Source organism: Allosaccharopolyspora coralli (genome assembly GCF_009664835.1).
Lineage (GTDB): Bacteria > Actinomycetota > Actinomycetes > Mycobacteriales > Pseudonocardiaceae > Allosaccharopolyspora > Allosaccharopolyspora coralli.
Genome location: NZ_CP045929.1, coordinates 3,196,809 through 3,216,198, shown reverse-complemented (window position 1 = coordinate 3,216,198; position 19,390 = coordinate 3,196,809). Strand labels below are relative to the sequence as shown.

Genomic DNA, 19,390 nt, shown 5'->3' with positions numbered 1-19,390 from the left:
TCGCGTGGCGACGATCACTATCCGTGGCGTGGCTGACCCCATCCGGTAATCGAGATCACTGTTTCGGGTGCTAACGATCTGTTCGGGGATCCGATGATCAGAGTGAGAGGAGTTGAGATGTTCATCGTTTTCGTGGCTTTGTTCGTCGTCCTGGTCGTCGGTGCCGTGGCCTTCACCGACGTCGTCGAGGAGGGTGTCGGTGGTATGCGATCCACCGTGCAGCGCGCACTGCGTTCAGTGAAGCTCCACGGGCGCTGACCTGCGCGCGGCCGAGAGCCTCCGCTCCGTCGCGTGAGGCTCTCGGATGATGTGGTGCGAACGGGCAAATTCGGCCGCCGATTCGTACCGAAAAGGGACCAGGCGTCGGTCGAGTGAGGTTTCCGCACTCGATTCGGCGCTTTTCGTCGTTCCCGGCGAGCTCACGTGATGTGGGACGCTCGGCAGGGCGGTACCCACCGGTTCGGACGGGGCCAATTCCACGTAGGCTGCACGCTCCGGTGCGACCGCACCGCCCGACCCGAGACGTACCTGGAGGACCCGGTGACCACGCCGGATGCCGACGACCCGAACGCCGTTCCGTCCGCAGGTCGGCGTGTGCTCGTGGCCGAGGACGAAGCGCTGATCCGCCTCGACCTCGTGGAGATGCTCCGTGAGGAGGGCTACGAGGTCGTCGGTGAGGCCGGGGACGGCGAGCAGGCGGTGAGCATGGCCGACGAGCTCCGCCCCGACCTGGTCATCCTCGACATCAAGATGCCCAAGAAAGACGGCATCGAGGCCGCGTCGAACATCGCGGGCGAGCGCATCGCCCCCGTCGTCATCCTCACCGCGTTCAGTCAGCGCGATCTCGTCGAGCGCGCCAGGGACGCCGGCGCGATGGCCTACCTGGTCAAGCCGTTCGCGAAGAAGGACCTGGTGCCTGCCGTCGAGCTCGCGGTGTCCCGGTTCGCCGAGACCAACGCACTCGAGGCCGAGGTCGCCGACCTCTCCGAGCGGCTGGAGACCCGCAAGACCATCGAGAAGGCCAAGGGCCTGCTGATGAGCAAGCACAACCTCTCGGAACCGGAGTCGTTCCGCTGGTTGCAGCGCACCGCGATGGACCGGCGCACGACGATGAAGGTCGTGGCTCAGGCCGTCCTCGACAACCTGGACTGACTCGACGCTTCTGGCGGACGCTCAGCCCGGCGGCTGCTCGCGGAGTACGCACGTCAGACGCGCGGTACAGGTGCGCTTGCCGTTCTCGTCGGTGATGACGATCTCGTAGGTGGCCGTGCTGCGTCCCCGGTGGATCGGGGTCGCCACACCGGTCACCGAACCCTCGGTGGCGGCTCGGTGGTGCGTGCAGCTCAGCTCCAGGCCGACCGCGATCCGGCCGAACGCGCTCGCGTGCAACGCCGAACCGACCGAGCCGAGCGTCTCGGCCAGCACCGCGCTCGCGCCGCCGTGCAGCAGACCGTAGTTCTGCCGGTTGCCCTCCACCGGAAGGGTGCCCACCACACGATCGGGGTCCCATTCGGTGATCTCGAGCCCCATCCGGTGCAGCAGTGTCTCCTCGTCGGGGATGAGGGCCCCCGGCATCCGGCTGTCGTTGCTGGTGGGCGAGTTGTCGCCCTCGGTGGTCGTCACGCGGCTGTCCTCGTCGTCCCGGCGAATCGCTGTCGGGGGTTCACCCTAGACTCGTACGGCGTGATGGCTTCCGACGACCTGCATTCCGACGACCGCCGACTGCTGCTGATCGACGGCCATTCGATGGCCTACCGCGCGTTCTACGCCCTGCCGAAGGAGAACTTCCAGACCGGCACCGGGCAGCACACCAACGCGGTGTACGGCTTCACGTCGATGCTCATCAACCTGTTGCGCGACGAGCAGCCGACCCATCTCGCCGTCGCCTTCGACGTCTCCCGCAAGACCTTCCGGGCCGAACGGTTCGAGGACTACAAGGCCAACCGCAGTGCCAGTCCCGACGAGTTCAAAGGCCAGGTCCAGCTCATCCAGGACGTCCTCACGGCGCTGAACATCCCGATCCTGAGCAAGGAGGGTTTCGAGGCCGACGACGTCATCGCGACGCTGACCACCGTCGCCGAGTCCGAGGGCTTCGCGGTGTCGATCTGTACCGGGGACAGGGACTCGCTGCAGCTGGTCACCGAGCAGGTCACCGTGCTGTACCCGACCAAGGGCGTCTCCGAGCTCACCCGCTTCACTCCGCAGGCGGTCGAGGACAAGTACGGCCTCACCCCCGCGCAGTACCCGGACTTCGCGGCGCTGCGCGGCGACCCGTCGGACAATCTGCCGAAGATCCCGGGGGTGGGGGAGAAGACCGTCACCAAGTGGATCCAGCAGTTCGGTTCGCTGGCCGACCTCGTCGATCGTGTCGACGAGATCAAGGGCAAGACGGGCGACTCGCTACGGGCACACGTCCCCAACGTGCTGCTCAACCGTGAACTGACCGAGCTGGTGCGCGACGTCGAGCTCGAACGTGGACCCCACGACCTCGTGGTCCAGGCGTGGGACCGCGACGCGGTGCACCGGCTGTTCGACGACCTCGAGTTCCGGGTGCTGCGCGAGCGGCTGTTCTCGACGCTGTCGAGCGCGGAACCGGAAGTGGAGGAAGGCTTCGACGTCGAGGGCGGACTGCTCGCACCGGACGCGGTCGCCGGGTGGCTCGCCGACCACGCGAGCGACGGTCGTCGCGTCGGGCTCTCGTTCACCGGGACGTGGAGCGCAGCCGGCGGCGACCTCGACGGGATCGCGATCGTGACCGCCTCGGGCCACGGAGCCTTCGTCGAGGTCGCGAAACTCGACGACACTGCCGAGCAGGCTCTCGTCGCCTGGCTCGCCGACCCGGAACGCCCGAAGGCGGCCCACGACATCAAGGGGCCGTTGCACGCGATCCGGCATCGCGGGTGGCACCTGCGCGGGCTCACCAGCGACACCCAGCTCGCCGCGTACCTCGTCCGGCCAGGGCAACGGTCGTTCGACCTCGAGGACCTCGTCGTGCGGTACGTGCAGCGTGAGCTGCGCGCGGAGACCGGAGGCGACGACGGGCAGATGTCCCTGCTGGAGGACGAGGACCAGGTGCGCGCGGACGCGGCCGCCGCCGAGCTGGTCCGGGCGCGGGCGGTCGCCGATCTCGCCGAGGCGCTCGACGCCGAACTGGCGGAGATCGACAGCGGCGCGCTGCTCACCGACGTCGAGCTGCCGTTGCTGGCGGTGCTGGGGGAGCTGGAGGCCGCGGGCATCGCCGTCGACTCCGAGCAGCTCGCCGAGCTGCACTCGCACTTCTCGTCCCGGGTCACCGAAGCCGCGCAGGAGGCCTACGCGGTCATCGGCAAGGAGATCAACCTCGGCTCGCCGAAGCAGCTTCAGGTGGTGCTCTTCGACGAGCTGGACATGCCGAAGACGAAACGCACCAAGACCGGCTACACGACCGACGCCGAAGCGCTGCAGGGCTTGTTCGAGAAGACCGAACACCCGTTCCTGCAGCACATGTTGGAGCACCGCGACGCGACCCGGCTCAAGACCACTGTGGAGGGTCTGATCAAGTCGGTCGGCGACGACGGGCGGATCCACACCACGCTGCATCAGACCATCGCGGCCACGGGGCGGTTGTCCTCGGCCGACCCGAACCTGCAGAACATCCCGATCCGGACCGAAGAGGGTCGCCGGATCCGTGGGGTGTTCGTCGTCGGCGGCGGGTACACGGAGTTGATGACCGCCGACTACAGCCAGATCGAGATGCGCATCATGGCGCACCTCTCGCGCGACGAGGGGCTGATCGAGGCGTTCCGCACCGGCGAGGACCTGCACAATTTCGTGGCGTCGAAGGCGTTCGGAGTGCCGATCGACGAGGTCGACCACGAGCTGCGCCGCCGGGTGAAGGCGATGTCCTACGGTCTGGCCTACGGGCTCTCGGCGTTCGGTCTCTCCCAGCAGCTGCGGATCTCCACCGAGGAGGCGCGTGAGCAGATGGACGCCTACTTCGCTCGGTTCGGGCGGGTCCGCGACTACCTGCGCGAGGTGGTCGACCGGGCGCGTAAGGACGGCTACACGGCCACCGTTCTCGGGCGGCGGCGCTATCTGCCGGACCTGGTCAGCGACAACAGGCAGCGTCGGGAGATGGCCGAACGGATGGCGCTCAACGCGCCGATCCAGGGCAGCGCGGCCGACATCATCAAGCTCGCGATGCTCGGTGTGCACCGTGAGCTGCAAGCCTCCGACCTGCGGTCGCGGATGCTCCTGCAGGTTCACGACGAGCTCATCATCGAGGTCGCCGACGGTGAACGGGAGCGGGTGGAGTCGCTGGTGCGCGACCAGATGGGTTCGGCGTTCGCGCTCGACGTCCCGCTGGAGGTTTCGGTCGGCTGCGGCGAGACATGGGACTCGGCCGCACACTGACACGGTGGCCGCGATGACGCGACGGGTCACCGCAAGGTCACCCGCCGCGTCGCCGCCGGTGGGGCTTTCGTTAGCCTGCGTGTCCTGTGGCCGCCGCCCGAGCAACGGGTGGCACGCAGGCTGCGCGACAAGCGCGTGGTCGACCCGACAGGAGGATCATGATCAACATCGACAGAGTGGACCACCTGGTCCTCACCGTCGCCGATGTCGATCGGGCCGTGGATTTCTACGAGCTCATCCTGGGCATGAAGGCGCAGACGTTTCCGGGTGACCGTCGCGCGGTGAGCTTCGGCCAGCAGACCGTGAAGCTGCACGCGGCGAGCGAACTGGTGGAGCCGACCGCGACGCACCCGGTGCCGGGCTCGGCGAACTTGTGCTTCGTGACGTCCAGTGCGATCAGCGAGGTGCAGGCGCACCTGCGGTCCAACGACGTGCGGATCGAGGAGGGGCCGGTGGCGCGCACCGGGTCACTCGGCCCGATCACCTCGTTGTACGTGCGCGACCCGGACGGCAACCTGATCGAGATCGCGCGGTACGACGACCCGATCGACGAGCCGGCCGTCGACCCGCTCGACGCCGTCGAGGCGCTGCCCCAGGACTGATCGTCACGATCGCGCGCGGGCTCGTCACCTCCGCGGGGCACCCCGGGGGTGACGAGGTCGCGCGGGATCGTCACCCCCGGGCTGCCGTCCGCGCGACTGGCACGTGGTCGTCTATGACGACGGCGGTGAGGACGGAGCCGAGCCGAGCCTGTCGTAGGGGTCGGCGTAGAGGTACAGCGCGCCGTACCGCAGCCGCACGAGATCTCGCCGCAGCACGTCGTTCCGTGCGTGCCCTGTCGACTGGCCCGGCCGTCACTGCAGTGATCCGGCGTCCTGGCACTCGACGGCGCAACGCCACGCCGATCGCGGACTCGCGGTCGTGGTGCTGTGCTCGCCGCATTCCGCGGACACGCTCGGAATCGACGCGGCGGGCCTGGGCCACCCACCGGAGACCCTTCCGTCCACATCGGAGTCTGAGGACACATCGTCGGGCGCGGTGATTCCGGGTGCGCGTCGACAACGGAGACGCAACGTCGCCGACGGGCGCTGCGGGGTGAGCCGTCGGGACGCACGCAGCCGCGTGGGGCACATTCGACCGGACAGGGCCAGGGCGAGCTCGGTGCGCCCCGAGCCTGGTTCGCCCGTGACGAGGCGGATTTCGCCGGTCCTGACGTGCACCGACGTGGGGTGCAGGAGCGGGCCGTGCGGTCCTGTGAATCCGCACGCGGTCGGCGACGATCTCCACGGCGTCCTTCCTCGGGCCGGGTGTGCCGGCCCGAGGGTTCAGCGCACCGCGGTCGCCGGTCGCACCTCCCATATCGTCCACAGTGGCCGGTATCCCTGCCGGGGCCAGAACACCGAGGACAGCGGGTTGGGTGGGTTGTAGTACAGGTAGCTGCCGAGCACCTGGGCACGGGCGAACTCGTGGTGGGCGGTGGCCATAAGCTCACGGCCGACCCCGGTCGCGCGTGCCTGCTCGTCGACCGAGACGCAGTTGACGTAGGCCCACCGTCCGGGTCGCAGCCTCCGTCCACTGTGGTGCTGGGCGGTGTCGGTCCAGCCGCACTCGGCGAGTCCGACCGGCACCCCGTCGCGCTCGGCGATCCAGACGGGGTCGCGTCCGTCCGGTCCGCTGCCGTGCAGGCGCACGTGTGCGGCCGTCCGTTTGAGCGTGGCGGCGTCGGGGCGGTGCACGGAGGCGCCGACCAGCGCGGCGTACTCGAGTTCTTTCAGCGTGAACTCGACCACCGTGTCGAGGTCGTCCGGCCCCGCCCGACGAATAGTTACGGTGCCAGGCGGTCTCGGAATTAACTCTGCATCGCCGGGTGGCGTCGATCGCACCGCGAGACACGACAGCGGTGTGAACCCGTGGTCCAACAGCGCACGCGTGGCCTCGACGTCCCGGCTCGGCCAGGTCACGACGCACGAGGAGTCGCGGTCGGGCATCCCTTCGTCCGCGAGCTGTTCCCGCCACGCGTGCAGCAGCGCGTCCATCCCCTCGCGGGGGTGGTCGCCGAGCAGCGGGAACAGCTCCGCGCTCTCGCTCGCCGACCACAAGCTCTGCAACGATCCCGGACGGTGGCTGGTGCGGACCGCGATCCCCGCCACTCCGCTGCCGTCCCGCAGGCGCGCCATCACCGGCTCGCCGCTGGGGAGGCGGTACGTGGACGGCAACCGCGGATCCAGCGTCCGCAGCCGGGCTACCTGGCTGTCCATGAGGGCCTGGGCGGTGGTCACCGGCACGCTCCTCGGAAGTTCGGTGGGTGAGAACTGCTGACAGAAGGTTCCTGCTCGGTGGGTCGGACGGCGGAGCCTCAGCGCCGGCGAGGCGCGCACCGGGGCTGCGGTACCGGACCACCTGCCCAAGTCCCCGATGTCCTCTAAGTTGACGGTTCGAGCACGCAGGAGAAGATCGACGTCCCGGGGAACAGTCTCCCCCGCAACGGGCTCCACTGCCCCCAGATCGCAGTCAGGTCCTCCGGCCACTCCGGCTCGACGAGGTCCACCAGACGCAGCCCCGCCGCGTTGAGCTGGCGGACGTAGTCGCCGAGTGTGCGGTGGTGCTCCACGTAGGTCGCGCGGTCGGACTCGTCGATCTCGACGTAGGGGCTACGGTCGAAGTACGACTGGATGGCGGTCAGTCCCTCCGGCCCGGGGTCGTCCGGGAAGATCCAGCGCATCGGGTGTGTGACCGAGAAGACCCAGCGGCCGCCGGGACGCAGCACCCGCGCGACCTCGTGCATCACCGCGCCGGAGTCGGCGACGAACGGCACCCCGCCGAAGGCCGAGCACGCCACGTCGAAGGACTCGGTGGCGAACGGGAGTACGTCCGCGCTCGCCTGGACCAGGGGAACCTCGACGCCTCCGGCGCTGTTGCCGTCGGCGGCATGGCGCAGCATCCCTGCGGAGATGTCCATCGCGACCACCTCGGCCCCCTGCAGGCGCAGCCAGCGCGCGCAGGACGCCGATCCGCAGCCCACCTCGAGCACGCGCGCGCCGGCGACCTCGCCGAGCAATCCGGCTTCGGCCTCACGGAGCCGTTCCGGGCACCACACGAAATCACTGAGGCCGAGGAAATCGCCGTGCTCGTTCTGGTAATCGTCGGCGTCGGCGTCCCACCACAACCGGCTCGCCGTGCGCGATTCCGCCGCGCTGACCTCGCGCGTGCTCACCCCGACCGTGCCGAGCAGTTGCTCCGCCGAGGCGTGTTCGGCATCGCCGCTGGTCACAGTGTTCCTCCAGGGATGTGCGAGACTGGGAACCGAAGGTCGCCGACGGGGGCCGCCGCCCGGTGAGGTATGTGGTTTGCCCGGCGATCGAGAAAGCGCGTACGATACCGCCCGCGCCTTAGGTCTTTTGTCGTGGAGCGTCTAACCTGGGTGGTAGCACCCGGACGTGACGCTCGCGGCCCGGGGGTCCGATCGATCTCGGTCAGTCGCCCGGTACTGCATTCCCACGGGTCAGCCCCGGTGGGAACGGCGGTCGCAAGCCCTCTTCTGGTGCACCAGCTCAAGATCACAACGACCAAACCAATCCGTACCGGAGCAACCCACCTGATGTCCACCGACACCACCACTGTCCCGACTGACGCAGCCCCTCAGCAGCAGCAGGTCGCCGTGAACGACGTCGGGACGGCGGAGGACTTCCTCGCCGCCATCGACAAGACCATCAAGTACTTCAACGATGGCGACATCGTCGAGGGCACCATCGTCAAGGTCGACCGTGACGAGGTCCTCCTCGACATCGGTTACAAGACCGAAGGCGTCATTCCCTCCCGTGAACTCTCGATCAAGCACGACGTCGACCCGGCCGAGGTCGTCGAGGTCGGCGACTTCGTCGAGGCGCTCGTTCTCCAGAAGGAGGACAAGGAAGGTCGTCTGATCCTGTCCAAGAAGCGCGCGCAGTACGAGCGCGCCTGGGGCACGATCGAGAACCTCAAGGACTCCGACGAGCCGGTCAAGGGCAGCGTCATCGAGGTCGTCAAGGGTGGCCTCATCCTCGACATCGGGCTCCGCGGCTTCCTGCCCGCCTCGCTGGTCGAGATGCGCCGCGTCCGCGACCTGCAGCCCTATGTCGGGCGGGAGCTCGAAGCCAAGATCATCGAGCTGGACAAGAACCGCAACAACGTGGTCCTGTCTCGCCGTGCCTGGCTGGAGCAGACGCAGTCCGAGGTTCGCAGCGAGTTCCTCAACCAGCTGCAGAAGGGTCAGGTCCGCAAGGGCGTCGTGTCCTCCATCGTCAACTTCGGTGCGTTCGTCGACCTCGGTGGTGTCGACGGTCTGGTGCACGTCTCGGAGCTGTCCTGGAAGCACATCGACCACCCGAGCGAGGTCGTCGAGGTCGGCCAGGAAGTCACCGTCGAGGTCCTCGACGTCGACATGGACCGCGAGCGCGTCTCGCTGTCGCTGAAGGCCACCCAGGAAGACCCGTGGCGTCAGTTCGCCCGCACCCACGCGATCGGGCAGATCGTGCCGGGCAAGGTCACCAAGCTGGTGCCGTTCGGTGCGTTCGTCCGCGTCGAGGAGGGCATCGAGGGCCTGGTGCACATCTCCGAGCTGGCCGAGCGTCACGTGGAGATCCCGGAGCAGGTCGTCCAGGTCAACGACGACGCGATGGTCAAGGTCATCGACATCGACCTGGAGCGTCGCCGCATCTCGCTGTCGCTCAAGCAGGCCAACGAGGGCTTCACGCCGGACTCGGAGTTCGACCCGACGCAGTACGGCATGGCCGCCGAGTACGACGCCGAGGGCAACTACATCTACCCCGAGGGCTTCGACGTCGAGACCCAGGAGTGGCAGGAAGGCTTCGAGAAGCAGCGCGAGGAGTGGGAGCGTCAGTACGGCGAGGCCCACGCCCGCTACGAGCAGCACATGAAGCAGGTCCAGAAGGCCGCCGAGGCCGACGCGGAGGCTGCCGCCGCGGGTGCCGCCGAGGAGCAGGGCGGCAACTACTCCTCGTCCGCGCCTGCTGCCGAGAACCAGCAGCAGCAGCCGCAGCAGCAGCCGCAGCAGCAGCAGCAGGACGACGGTGGCTCGCTGGCCAGCGACGCCCAGCTCGCCGCACTGCGGGAGAAGCTCTCCGGCGGTGCATGATCCACTGACGTGGTGACCCGCCGAGGGCACCGCTCGTCGACTCGAACGGCCCCGTACCTCGTGCAGGTGCGGGGCCGTTCGACGTCGCGGCGGCGTACTCGGCCATGCGGAGAGGAGCGAAGCGGCTCATGAGTGTCGGGCGACGCGCGCGGCAGTTCCAGAACCGGCTCGGTGAGATGGGGCTCGACCTCGAGGTCGTCGAGATGCCCGACTCGACACGCACCGCGGCGGACGCCGCTCGAGCGCTGAACTGCGAACAGGCCCAGATCGTCAAGTCCTTGGTGTTCCGCACGGAACCGGGCGACGCTCCGGTGCTGGTCCTGGTCAGCGGCGTCAACCGGGTGGACGAGGCCGCCCTCTCCCGCGTCCTCGGCACGAACCTGGCCAAGGCGGACGCGGCCTACGTCAAGAAGGTCACCGGGTTCAGCATCGGCGGGGTACCGCCACTCGGGCACTCCTCGTCGATGACGCTGCTCGTCGACGAGGACCTGCTGCGGTTCGACGCCACCTGGGCTGCGGCGGGCTCGCCGAACGCCGTGTTCCGGATTCCCGGGCGGGTGACGGACTTCCTGCCACCGCACACCGTCGGTCCGGTGCGCTGACCGCGCTCAGCGCAGCGACCGCTCGAACCGGAGGAGTCGGTGGCCTGTGGTTCCGGCTCGGGCGAAGCCGATTTTCGTGACGACGCGGACGGACCCTGCAGTGTCCCCAGCGAGCACGGCGGTGCTGCTCGGTCAGGCTGTCGCCACGGTCGGCGCCCATGCGCGCGCACGCGCGGCGGCGACGGCACGGCGCCGCAGTCCCGCGAGGCTGTGCTTGGCGGGCACGAGCAGTCCGCTGATCCACCTCCGCCGGTGGACGGCCAGCGCGCCCGAGACGGTCGGATGGTCGCTGCAGTGAGTCAACCCCGGCGTGCCGAGCCGGTGCCGTCCAGGCTTGCGGACTCGGCCGAGCATCCTCGTGGCGTCGGTTCGCATCGTGAACGTCCCCTGCCTGTCGTCCTCGACCGCAGCGTACGCAGCGGTTCGCACGGAGGCCGGGACGCGCGGCCCTGGCGTGTCGCTCGTTCGAGTGGCGGTGGGAGCGTCCCTCCTACGCCCGCCCGAGCAGTGTCACCCGATCAGACTGCGAGGATGAGGCCATGCTGCTCATCGGACTCACCGGCGGGATCGGTTCGGGCAAGTCGACGGTGGCGGGGCGGTTCGCCGAGCTCGGCGCGGTGGTCGTCGACGCGGACCGCATCGCACGGGAGGTCGTCGAACCGGGCACGCCCGGGTTGGCCGAGATCGTCGACCGGTTCGGGTCGGAGGTGCTCGACGCCGACGGAGCGCTGGACCGGCCGGCGATGGCGGCGAAGGTGTTCGGGGACGACGACGCGCGCGCCGCACTCAATGCGATCACCCATCCCAGGATCGCCGAGCGCAGTGCCGAACGGTTCGCCGCGGCGCCGGGCGACGCGATCGTGGTCCACGACATGCCGTTGCTCGTCGAGCTCGACATGACGCCGAACTACCACCTCACGGTGATCGTCGACGCTCCCGAGGACGTTCGGGTGCGCAGGCTCAGCGGACGTGGCGTGGAGGAGTCGGACGCCCGAGCGCGGATCCGGGCACAGGCGACGGAAGAGCAGCGCCGTGCGGTCGCCGACGTGTGGCTGGACAACTCGGGAACGCGCGAACAGCTGCTCGACTCGGTCGAGACCGTGTGGTGGCGTCGGCTGGTCCCGTTCGAGGAGAACGTGCGTCTGCGGCGGGGGGCCGGCCGCCCTGCCGAGGGCGACACGGGCTCGGAGTCGATGGTTCGCCGCGTGCGAGCTCGTCTGGAACGGCTCACCGGTGAACACGCGGGCGTGGTGGAATCGGCAGGGTTCGGTGCCGACGACCCGATCGACTTCCGGGTCGCCGTGTCCGCGGAGGACGTCGAGCAGGTCGGTGAGGCCCTCGCGGCGGGCGGATTTCCGCGGTCCGGGTTCGATGATCAGGATCGTGTGCACGTCCCGGCTGATCCGTGTCTGCCGGTGACGGTACGCCTGTCGGCGAGCCGCTGAGCGGACTCTCGGCCCGGTATCGACGAGCCGTGCATGATCACCACGGGTCGTAGATGCCGCGATGGGCCAACCACTGCTGGAGATCGCGATGCAGGGTGACTTCTTCGAGGGTGCGGTGCACGGTGCGCAGTGCGTAGTCGGCTTCGCTCAGCCTGATGACACCGCCGGAGACCGCGGCGGCGAATTCCTCGGACCGAATGATCCGGGCCGAACTCCGGTCGGGCACTTCCAGTCCGAGCAGCAGGTCCGTCGTCCTCCACGAACGGGTGTCGCGCTGGACGTGGACGGCGGTGAGTTCCGTGGACTCTCGGCGGGCGTGCCTGCGCCGCGGCCGGAACTGGGTCAGTCGCAGTCCGAGAGCGGGCAGCAGCCACGTGACCTCGCTGTCGTGAGCGGGATCTTCTGGTGTGGGACAGCTGTAGGACAACCCCCATGGCTCGATGTGGCAGTGCGTGAGTGGGTGACGGGAACCCGACGAGTGAACGCGTTCCGCACCGAAGACATCAACAACATCAGCCAATTGGGGAGTGATCGCTGTGCTCACGCATCGGACAGTAGCGGTTTTTGAGGCGTCTGTGATCAACAGTACGGTTTCTTCACGTAACCTTTTGATCGTCGTAGCGTCTCGATTGTGTCCCCGCCGACCGATTCGTCGCATCGGCGGTACCACAGAGAGCGCCAGGCACGCGTGAGTCTTTTTGGTTGCTATAGCCACCAAAAAGACTCACGCACGGGACCAGCTGAGCTCGACTCCGTGCGTGGCCAGCCACCGGTCGAGGTCGTAGCCGTGTGCGGCGATGCCGTCCACCGCTCGGTGAGTGGACTCCATTGCCCGTTGCGAGGTGGCAGGGTCCAGCAGTGCGGAGCGGCTCGCGAGCAGGAACTCGTCCACGTCGAGCACGCGGGCGAAACGACCGGTCCCGACGGAGATGTCGAGGTAGAGATCCCGGGTGTGCCAGCGTTGCGCCCCCGGCTCGACCTCCGCGATGTCGAGGTAGAAGTCCTGGTCGTGACCGTGCCCGGGGTTCCAGTCGAAGATCGAGACACGGAGGTCGAGCGCGGGCAGCAGCCACGAGCGCACGTAGCGCAGTGTGGCGTGCCCCTCCATCGACCTGGCCATGTACAGACCGAACGGCTCGACCCGGTACTCGTCGACCGTGCGCACACGGGACTTCGGATCGGTGTTGGTGCTGTCCGTGAGGTCGAAGACCTCGACCTTCGGCGGATGGATCGGCAGGCCCAGCTGGTCGGCGATCTCGCGCTGAGTGGTCACGGGCACACCGTAGGTCGCGAGCGCCACCCTGGGAAGAGCCCACCGTGTCGGTGGCAGCTCGTAACATCGGGGACGTGGCATTCGCGACTGAGTACCCCGTGCTGGCCCAATCGGAGTTCCGCCCCGTCACCGACATCCCGCGCAAGGGCGGTCGCTTCGAGGTCGTCAGCGACTACCAGCCCGCAGGCGACCAGCCGGAGGCGATCGCCGACCTGAAGCGGCGCATCGACGCGGGCGAGACGAACGTGGTGCTGCTCGGCGCGACCGGTACCGGCAAATCGGCGACGACCGCGTGGCTGATCGAGCAGGTTCAGCGCCCCACGCTGGTGCTGGAGCCGAACAAGACGCTGGCCGCCCAGATCGCCAACGAGATGCGCGGGTTCTTCCCGGACAACGCCGTCGAGTACTTCGTCAGCTACTACGACTACTACCAGCCCGAGGCCTACGTCCCGCAGACCGACACCTACATCGAGAAGGACTCGTCGATCAACGAGGACGTCGAGCGGCTGCGGCACTCGGCCACGTCGAACCTGCTCAGCCGCCGGGACTGCGTCGTCGTCTCGTCGGTGTCGTGCATCTACGGTCTGGGCACGCCCCAGTCGTACCTGGACCGCTCGATCCAGCTGGAGGTCGGCGGCGAGATCGACCGCGACCTGTTGCTGCGGACGTTGGTGGACGTGCAGTACACCCGCAACGACATCGCGTTCGCCAGGGGCACGTTCCGGGTGCGCGGGGACACCGTCGAGGTGATCCCCGCCTACGAGGAGCTGGCGGTGCGGATCGAGTTCTTCGGCGACGAGGTCGAACGGCTGTACTACCTGCACCCGTTGACCGGCGAGATCGTGCGCGAGGTCGACGACCTGCGCATCTTCCCGGCCACGCACTACGTCGCCGGCCCGGAGCGGATGGAGAAGGCGATTCACGACATCGAGGCCGAACTCGAGGAGCGCCTCGGTGAGCTGGAGAAGCAGAACAAGCTACTGGAGGCGCAGCGGCTACGGATGCGCACCCAGTACGACATCGAGATGATGCGCCAGGTCGGGTTCTGTTCGGGCATCGAGAACTACTCGCGGCACATCGACGGGCGGCCTGCCGGGTCGGCGCCGGCCACCCTGCTCGACTACTTCCCGGACGACTTCCTGCTCATCATCGACGAGTCGCACGTGACCGTCCCGCAGGTAGGCGGCATGTTCGAAGGCGACATGTCCCGTAAGCGAACCCTCGTCGAGCACGGGTTCCGGCTGCCGAGCGCGGTGGACAACCGGCCGTTGACCTGGGAGGAGTTCGCCGACCGGATCGGTCAGACGGTGTATTTGTCGGCGACGCCGGGCCCGTACGAGATGGGGCGCGCCGGCGGCGAGTTCGTGGAGCAGGTGATCCGCCCGACCGGACTGGTCGACCCCGAAGTCGTGGTGAAGCCGACCGAGGGCCAGATCGACGACCTGGTGCACGAGATCCGGGAGCGTGCCGAACGCGACGAGCGGGTCCTGGTGACCACGCTGACGAAGAAGATGGCCGAGGACCTCACCGACTACTTCCTCGAACTGGGTGTCCGGGTGCGCTACCTGCACTCGGAGGTCGACACGCTGCGGCGAGTCGAGCTGCTGCGGCAGTTACGGCTGGGCGAGTTCGACGTCCTGGTGGGGATCAACCTGCTCCGGGAGGGGCTCGATCTGCCCGAGGTCTCGCTGGTCTCCATTCTCGACGCGGACAAGGAGGGCTTCCTGCGGTCGGAGACCTCGCTGGTCCAGACGATCGGTCGCGCGGCCCGCAACGTCTCGGGTCAGGTGCACATGTACGCCGACACCGTCACCGACTCGATGCGGCGGGCGATCGACGAGACGAACCGCCGTCGCGCCAAGCAGATCGCCTACAACACCGAGCACGGCATCGACCCGCAGCCGCTGCGCAAGAAGATCGCCGACATCCTCGACCGTGTCTACGACGAGGCGGAGGACAACGTCGAGGTCGGTGGCTCCGGGCGCAACGCCTCTCGCGGCAAGAAGCCGACGGGGGAGGCGGTGGCCACTTCCGGCGTCCTGGAGGACCGGGACACCAAGTCCATGCCGCGTGCGGAACTCGCCGACCTGATTCAGCAGCTCAACGACCAGATGATGAACGCAGCGCGGGACCTGCAGTTCGAGCTGGCCGCGCGGCTCCGCGACGAGATCCACGATCTCAAGAAGGAACTCCGCGGCATGGACGCGGCAGGAATCGAGTAGCCCCCACGAAACGAGGCGAACGGCACTTTCGCCTCGTCTCGTGGGGCGAAAGTGCCGTTCGTACCTTTACCGCGCGGCGCTGCTTCGCTGTGTGTGATGGAGCGAACGGCACTTTCGCCTCGTCTCGTGGGGCGAGAGTGCCGTTCGCTCCCTTGTCAGCTGGTGACGTCCCTGCGCGAGAAGTGCAGGACGGCGAGGACGCCGAACGCGGTGGCGTAGGCGAGGCTCGTAGCGGTCCCGTTGATCATGTTCGCCCAGTCGACCTCGTCGCTGAGCAGGTCCCGCCACGCCGTCGCGTAGTGCGTCGGCAGGAAGGAGCGCAGCGCTCCGAGTGCGGTGATCTGGTCGAGAATGGTCGACACGATCGAGACCACGACCGCTCCGCCGACCGCACCGAGCGGCGCGTCCGTGGCGACACCGAGCCACGTGGCGAGCCCGGCGACCCACGTCAGGTTCACCGCGACGTAGAGCACCGCTCCGGCGAAACTCACCACGCCCGGCAGCAGGTCGAGTGCCTGACCGCCCGGACTGACCAGTTGGCCGCCGCCGTGGACGACGATACCGATGCCGAGTGCGACCAGCGCGAGCAAGAGCAGTCCGATACCGCTCAGTGAGGCGGCCACCAGTGCTTTCTGGCGTAGCAGCCGCGCGCGCGGGATGGGCGCGGCGAGCAGGTAGCGCAGGCTCGACCAGGACGCCTCGCTGGCGACGGTGTCGCCGAAGAACAGCGCGACCACCACGACGAGCAGGAAGTTCGCCGACGCGAACAGGGTGAACGTCGCGAAGTTCAGTCCGCTCGACGTCGCGAAGTCGACCAAACGGCTTCCGTCGTCGTCGTTGCCACCGAGCGCGAACGCTGCCCACACCAGGACGGGCAGCAACGCCAGGAACGTCAAGGTGATCCCGGTTCGCCGCCGCCGGAGTTGCCGCTGCATCTCCACGCCCCACGGCAGCGTGTTCGTCGCCCGGTAGCCCTCGACGCTGCCGTTCGGCTGGTGCGCGACGTGGACCCTCGTCGGGACGGCGGGCGCCACGTCGTCCTCGGCACGCTCAACCGGCAACGTTTCGTGGCCCGGCGTCGCCTCGTCGTCCACGCCGTCGTCGAGGAGGAGTTCGTCGTCGTGCGCGTACCGGGCGAGCAGCGCCTCCTCGCCGTCCCGGGGCTCGTCCGTCTCGTCGTACGTGTCGCGGTCGCGCGCCGAGTCGCCGCCTCCGGCCGTGGCAGCGTCGTCGTCCCCGGGCGGCAAGATCTCGTCCCCGGCCGGTAACGGCTCGTCCTCGGCGCGGTCGTTGAGGAGGAGTTCGTCCTCGTACGCGTACCGGGCGAGCAGCGCGTCGTCCTCGACGGCCTCGAATCCGGCGATGTCCCGGGTGGCCTCGCTCTCCGGCGCGTCCTCGTGTTCACCCACGCCGGACGGCTGCTCGCGCTCGGGTGCCCGGTCGTGGTGGGACATCAGCGCTGCTCCTCTCCGACCAGCTGCAGGAACGCGTCCTCCAGCCGGTGCCGGGGTCCGACCTGGTTCACCGCGATCCCCGTGGCGACGAGTGCGTTGACCGCGACCGCAGGAGTGTGCCCGGCGAGGTCGGCGTGCACCAGGTTGCCGTCGGTCTCGACGGTGCCGAGCCCTTCGATGCTGCGGAGCGTATCGGCAGCGCGTTCCGGCTCGTCGACCCGGAACGTCGCCCCGCCGTCGACGGTGACGACGTCCTCGACACTGCCCGCCGTGACCAGCCGGCCCTCGTGCATGACGACGACGTGCGTACAGATTTTCTCGATCTCGCTGAGCAGGTGGCTGGAGACGACGACGGTGCGGCCGGTGGCGGCGTAGCGGCGGAGCAGCTCCCGCATCTGATGGATCTGCGCCGGGTCCAGCCCGTTCGTCGGCTCGTCCAGCACGAGCAGCTCGGGCAGCCCGAGCATCGCCTGGGCGATCGCGAGCCGCTGCCGCATGCCCTGACTGTAGGTGCGGACGGGGCGACGAGCGGCCGGACCGAGCTCGGCGATGTCGAGTGCTTCGTCGATGCGCGCCTGCAGCAGTGGACGACCGGTCGCGGCCCAGTAGGAGCGTAGGTTGTCGACGCCGGAGAGGTGAGGCAAGAACCCCGGCCCTTCCACGAGCGCGCCGACCCGCGAGAGCACCGGCGCACCCGGACGCACCTTGTGGCCGAACATGCGGATCTCGCCGGAGGTCGGCCGGACCAGCCCGAGCAGCATCCGCAGCGTCGTCGACTTCCCCGCACCGTTCGGTCCGAGCAGGCCGACCACCTGGCCGCGTTCGACCCGCAGCGACATGTCGTTGACCGCCGCAGCCCGGCGGCCATACCACTTGGAGACGTCGGACAGTGCCAGCGGCGTCCCCGCCAGGGCTTTGTCACCCCGAGCGGGCCACCGAGCCAACAGTCGGCCGAGGGCCCCCACGAGCAGCAGGAGCAGGAGGAGCCCGCCGATCACGGCGAGCGGAACGAGCGGAACAGTGTGGGTGGCCGCGGTCGCCCCGCGCACGGCAGGCACGGACACCGCGTTCGGCCCGGCGAGGCCGACGCGATGCACCGCGGCTTCCTCCGGGGTGGCGAACGCCTGGTCGGTGGTCGAGACCGCGAGTTCGAGGCGGTGCCCGGCCTCGACGGACTGCACCACCCCGGGCAGCGCGACGTTGACCTCGACGGGGGTGCCGTCCTGAGGGATGCCGGTCACCCGGATCGGGGCGACGTTGTTACCGGTGAGCGTCTTGGTTCCGTCGGGGGCGACGTCGTAGAGCTTCGCGAACAGCACCGCCTGACCGGTATTCGGTTCGCCCGGCACCGCCGAGATCGCCAGCCGGGTCTGCGGCGCGCCGGAGACGACGAGTTGGCTGGTCAGGGGTTCGGTGCGGAAGGTGGCGACCTGCCCCGGCACCTCCATGGCCAGCGCGCGGCCGAGCTGTTCGGGGGAGTCCTCTCCGGCGCCGACACCGGGCAGCGAGCTCGTCGCCGCCGGGCTTCCGCCGGGCGGGTTCACCACGCGCGCGAGATCGCCGGACAGCGGCAGGGTGAAGCGTGCGGAGCGTTCCGCCCCGCCGATTCCCGGGTACGTGGGTGCGGTGACGGTGCGCACCGAGCCGTCGCTGTTGCGGCGAGGCGGTCCGTTGACTTCGTACTCGAAGCTGGTCCCCGGGTCCGGTACCGGGGGCACGCCGCCGAGGTGGAACGCGAACCAGTCGCCGATGCGGTGCCGCACCTGCGGTCCCGGTGCCGCTCCGTCGTGGCCGCCGGAGAACCAGACGACCTTCGTCTTGGTTCCCGACGCGGCGATCTGACGGGCGTTCGCGTCGGCCTGGTCGAGTCCGAACAGCGTGTCGCGGGTGCCTTGGACGAGCAGCGTGGGGGCAGTGATCCGGTCCGCGACGCGCTGGGGGGAGACCCTGTCGAGCAGCGCCTGGGCCCTCGGTCCCGGCGCGCCGTTTTGGGCGATCTCGACGTAGGCGGCACAGACCGCCTCGGTGAACTGCCCGCAGGTGGAGGTCTGGGTGTCGGGTCGGGGCGGCCGGGGGGTGGGTGGCTGCGCCGTGGAAGGGCCGGCACCTGCGCCTTGACGTGGGCCGTTTCCGGGTGGCGACGCACCGTTGCCGTGTGCGCCTGCCGCGAACAGCAGTCCCGCCCACGACTGCTTGAACACGCCGTTCGGGCCGAACGAGCCGTGTGCGGGTGTGCGCGCGGGGATCGGGCGGGAGGACGCGGCGTTCGGCAGCAATGCTTGGCCGAGATCGTTGTACGTGGTCATTCCGGCGACGGCGTCGACGCGGGGGTCGGAACCCGCGAGCAACAGGCTCAATGCGCCCCCGTAGGAGGCGCCGCCGACGCCGATGCGGGGGTCGTTGTCCCCGTCGCGCCGGACCTCCGGCTGCCGAGCGAGCCAGTCGACGATCTGGCGGGCGTCGGTGACCTCGTACTCCGGGGCGTTGAGTGCGATCTTGCCGGTGCTCCGGCCGAACCCCCGTGCGGAATACGTGAGCACGGTGAACCCGCGAGCCGCCAGCTCGCGGGCCTGATCGGCGAGGCTGTTCTTGTCGCCGCCGAACCCGTGTGTCAGCAGCACGGCGGGCGCGGGTGTCTCGACGGGGGAGTAGAGCGTCGCGTCGATCTGAACGCGTTCCCCGCGTGACGGGCCGTCGACGACGTCGATCAGCGCGTGGCGTGGGGGCGGGGGAGTCGGGGCGGCCTCGTCCTCGCGCGGCCACAGCATGGCTCCGGCGAGTACGAAACCCACCATCAGCAAGGCGACCAGGAGGAAGCCTATGCTGCGTCGGGGGCGGCGTGCAGGCACGGCTCCGACAGTAGGCGAC

16 protein-coding genes are annotated in these 19,390 nt (G+C 69.0%); 8 read left to right on the top strand and 8 right to left on the bottom strand.

Annotated elements, in window-relative coordinates:
- The first annotated feature begins 117 nt into the window (after positions 1–117).
- Together GIY23_RS22680 and GIY23_RS15065 are read left to right on the top strand one after the other, a co-directional pair.
- Positions 118–258: a hypothetical protein gene (locus tag GIY23_RS22680; RefSeq protein ID WP_187351896.1), complete on the top strand. Its 141-nt coding sequence runs from the start codon at positions 118–120 to the stop codon at positions 256–258.
- A 282-nt stretch (positions 259–540) separates the two neighbouring features.
- Complete coding sequence (locus GIY23_RS15065; protein ID WP_154077238.1) at positions 541–1,152, top strand: ANTAR domain-containing response regulator; 612 nt, start codon at positions 541–543, stop codon at positions 1,150–1,152.
- Positions 1,153–1,173: 21 nt separating this feature from the next.
- On the opposite strand, the gene GIY23_RS15060 is transcribed toward GIY23_RS15065, so the two are convergent.
- Positions 1,174–1,575, bottom strand: coding sequence for a PaaI family thioesterase (locus GIY23_RS15060; RefSeq protein WP_154078876.1), 402 nt, complete (start codon positions 1,573–1,575; stop codon positions 1,174–1,176).
- Positions 1,576–1,686: 111 nt separating this feature from the next.
- Between GIY23_RS15060 and polA the strand changes: the two genes are divergently transcribed.
- Both polA and GIY23_RS15050 read left to right on the top strand, forming a co-directional pair.
- A complete protein-coding gene (gene polA, locus GIY23_RS15055; RefSeq protein ID WP_154078875.1) occupies positions 1,687–4,392 on the top strand; it encodes a DNA polymerase I in 2,706 nt (901 codons plus the stop codon).
- A gap of 158 nt (positions 4,393–4,550) precedes the next feature.
- Positions 4,551–4,994, top strand: a complete 444-nt coding sequence (locus GIY23_RS15050) for a VOC family protein (protein ID WP_154077237.1) — start codon at positions 4,551–4,553, stop codon at positions 4,992–4,994.
- A 723-nt stretch (positions 4,995–5,717) separates the two neighbouring features.
- On the opposite strand, the gene GIY23_RS15045 is transcribed toward GIY23_RS15050, so the two are convergent.
- Together GIY23_RS15045 and GIY23_RS15040 are read right to left on the bottom strand one after the other, a co-directional pair.
- Positions 5,718–6,671, bottom strand: a complete 954-nt coding sequence (locus GIY23_RS15045; protein WP_154077236.1) for a GNAT family N-acetyltransferase — start codon at positions 6,669–6,671, stop codon at positions 5,718–5,720.
- Positions 6,672–6,814: 143 nt separating this feature from the next.
- On the bottom strand, positions 6,815–7,663 hold the full coding sequence (locus GIY23_RS15040; protein WP_154077235.1) for a class I SAM-dependent methyltransferase: 849 nt from the start codon (positions 7,661–7,663) through the stop codon (positions 6,815–6,817).
- A gap of 327 nt (positions 7,664–7,990) precedes the next feature.
- Between GIY23_RS15040 and rpsA the strand changes: the two genes are divergently transcribed.
- The gene (gene rpsA, locus GIY23_RS15035; protein ID WP_154077234.1) at positions 7,991–9,526 is read left to right on the top strand and encodes a 30S ribosomal protein S1; all 1,536 of its coding nucleotides are present in this window, start codon (positions 7,991–7,993) and stop codon (positions 9,524–9,526) included.
- A 128-nt stretch (positions 9,527–9,654) separates the two neighbouring features.
- The gene (locus GIY23_RS15030) at positions 9,655–10,128 is read left to right on the top strand and encodes a YbaK/EbsC family protein (RefSeq protein ID WP_154077233.1); all 474 of its coding nucleotides are present in this window, start codon (positions 9,655–9,657) and stop codon (positions 10,126–10,128) included.
- A gap of 132 nt (positions 10,129–10,260) precedes the next feature.
- Here GIY23_RS15030 and GIY23_RS15025 read toward each other — a convergent pair whose 3' ends face one another.
- Complete coding sequence (locus tag GIY23_RS15025) at positions 10,261–10,503, bottom strand: hypothetical protein (RefSeq protein WP_228717308.1); 243 nt, start codon at positions 10,501–10,503, stop codon at positions 10,261–10,263.
- Positions 10,504–10,667: 164 nt separating this feature from the next.
- Here GIY23_RS15025 and coaE point away from each other — a divergent pair, with 164 nt between their 5' ends.
- On the top strand, positions 10,668–11,573 hold the full coding sequence (gene coaE / locus GIY23_RS15020) for a dephospho-CoA kinase (RefSeq protein ID WP_154077232.1): 906 nt from the start codon (positions 10,668–10,670) through the stop codon (positions 11,571–11,573).
- Positions 11,574–11,610: 37 nt separating this feature from the next.
- Here the strand turns inward: coaE and GIY23_RS15015 are convergent, their stop codons facing one another.
- Together GIY23_RS15015 and GIY23_RS15010 are read right to left on the bottom strand one after the other, a co-directional pair.
- The gene (locus tag GIY23_RS15015; protein ID WP_154077231.1) at positions 11,611–12,117 is read right to left on the bottom strand and encodes a DUF402 domain-containing protein; all 507 of its coding nucleotides are present in this window, start codon (positions 12,115–12,117) and stop codon (positions 11,611–11,613) included.
- A 180-nt stretch (positions 12,118–12,297) separates the two neighbouring features.
- Positions 12,298–12,846, bottom strand: coding sequence for a DUF402 domain-containing protein (locus tag GIY23_RS15010; protein WP_154077230.1), 549 nt, complete (start codon positions 12,844–12,846; stop codon positions 12,298–12,300).
- 74 nt (positions 12,847–12,920) lie between these two features.
- Between GIY23_RS15010 and uvrB the strand changes: the two genes are divergently transcribed.
- Positions 12,921–15,068, top strand: coding sequence for an excinuclease ABC subunit UvrB (uvrB, locus tag GIY23_RS15005; RefSeq protein ID WP_154077229.1), 2,148 nt, complete (start codon positions 12,921–12,923; stop codon positions 15,066–15,068).
- 155 nt (positions 15,069–15,223) lie between these two features.
- Here uvrB and GIY23_RS22675 read toward each other — a convergent pair whose 3' ends face one another.
- Together GIY23_RS22675 and GIY23_RS14995 are read right to left on the bottom strand one after the other, a co-directional pair.
- The gene (locus tag GIY23_RS22675; protein WP_187351894.1) at positions 15,224–16,522 is read right to left on the bottom strand and encodes an ABC transporter permease; all 1,299 of its coding nucleotides are present in this window, start codon (positions 16,520–16,522) and stop codon (positions 15,224–15,226) included.
- Positions 16,522–19,317, bottom strand: coding sequence for an alpha/beta fold hydrolase (locus GIY23_RS14995; protein ID WP_154078872.1), 2,796 nt, complete (start codon positions 19,315–19,317; stop codon positions 16,522–16,524). The genes GIY23_RS22675 and GIY23_RS14995 overlap by 1 nt, the downstream gene beginning before the upstream one ends.
- Between the last annotated feature and the right edge of the window lie 73 nt (positions 19,318–19,390).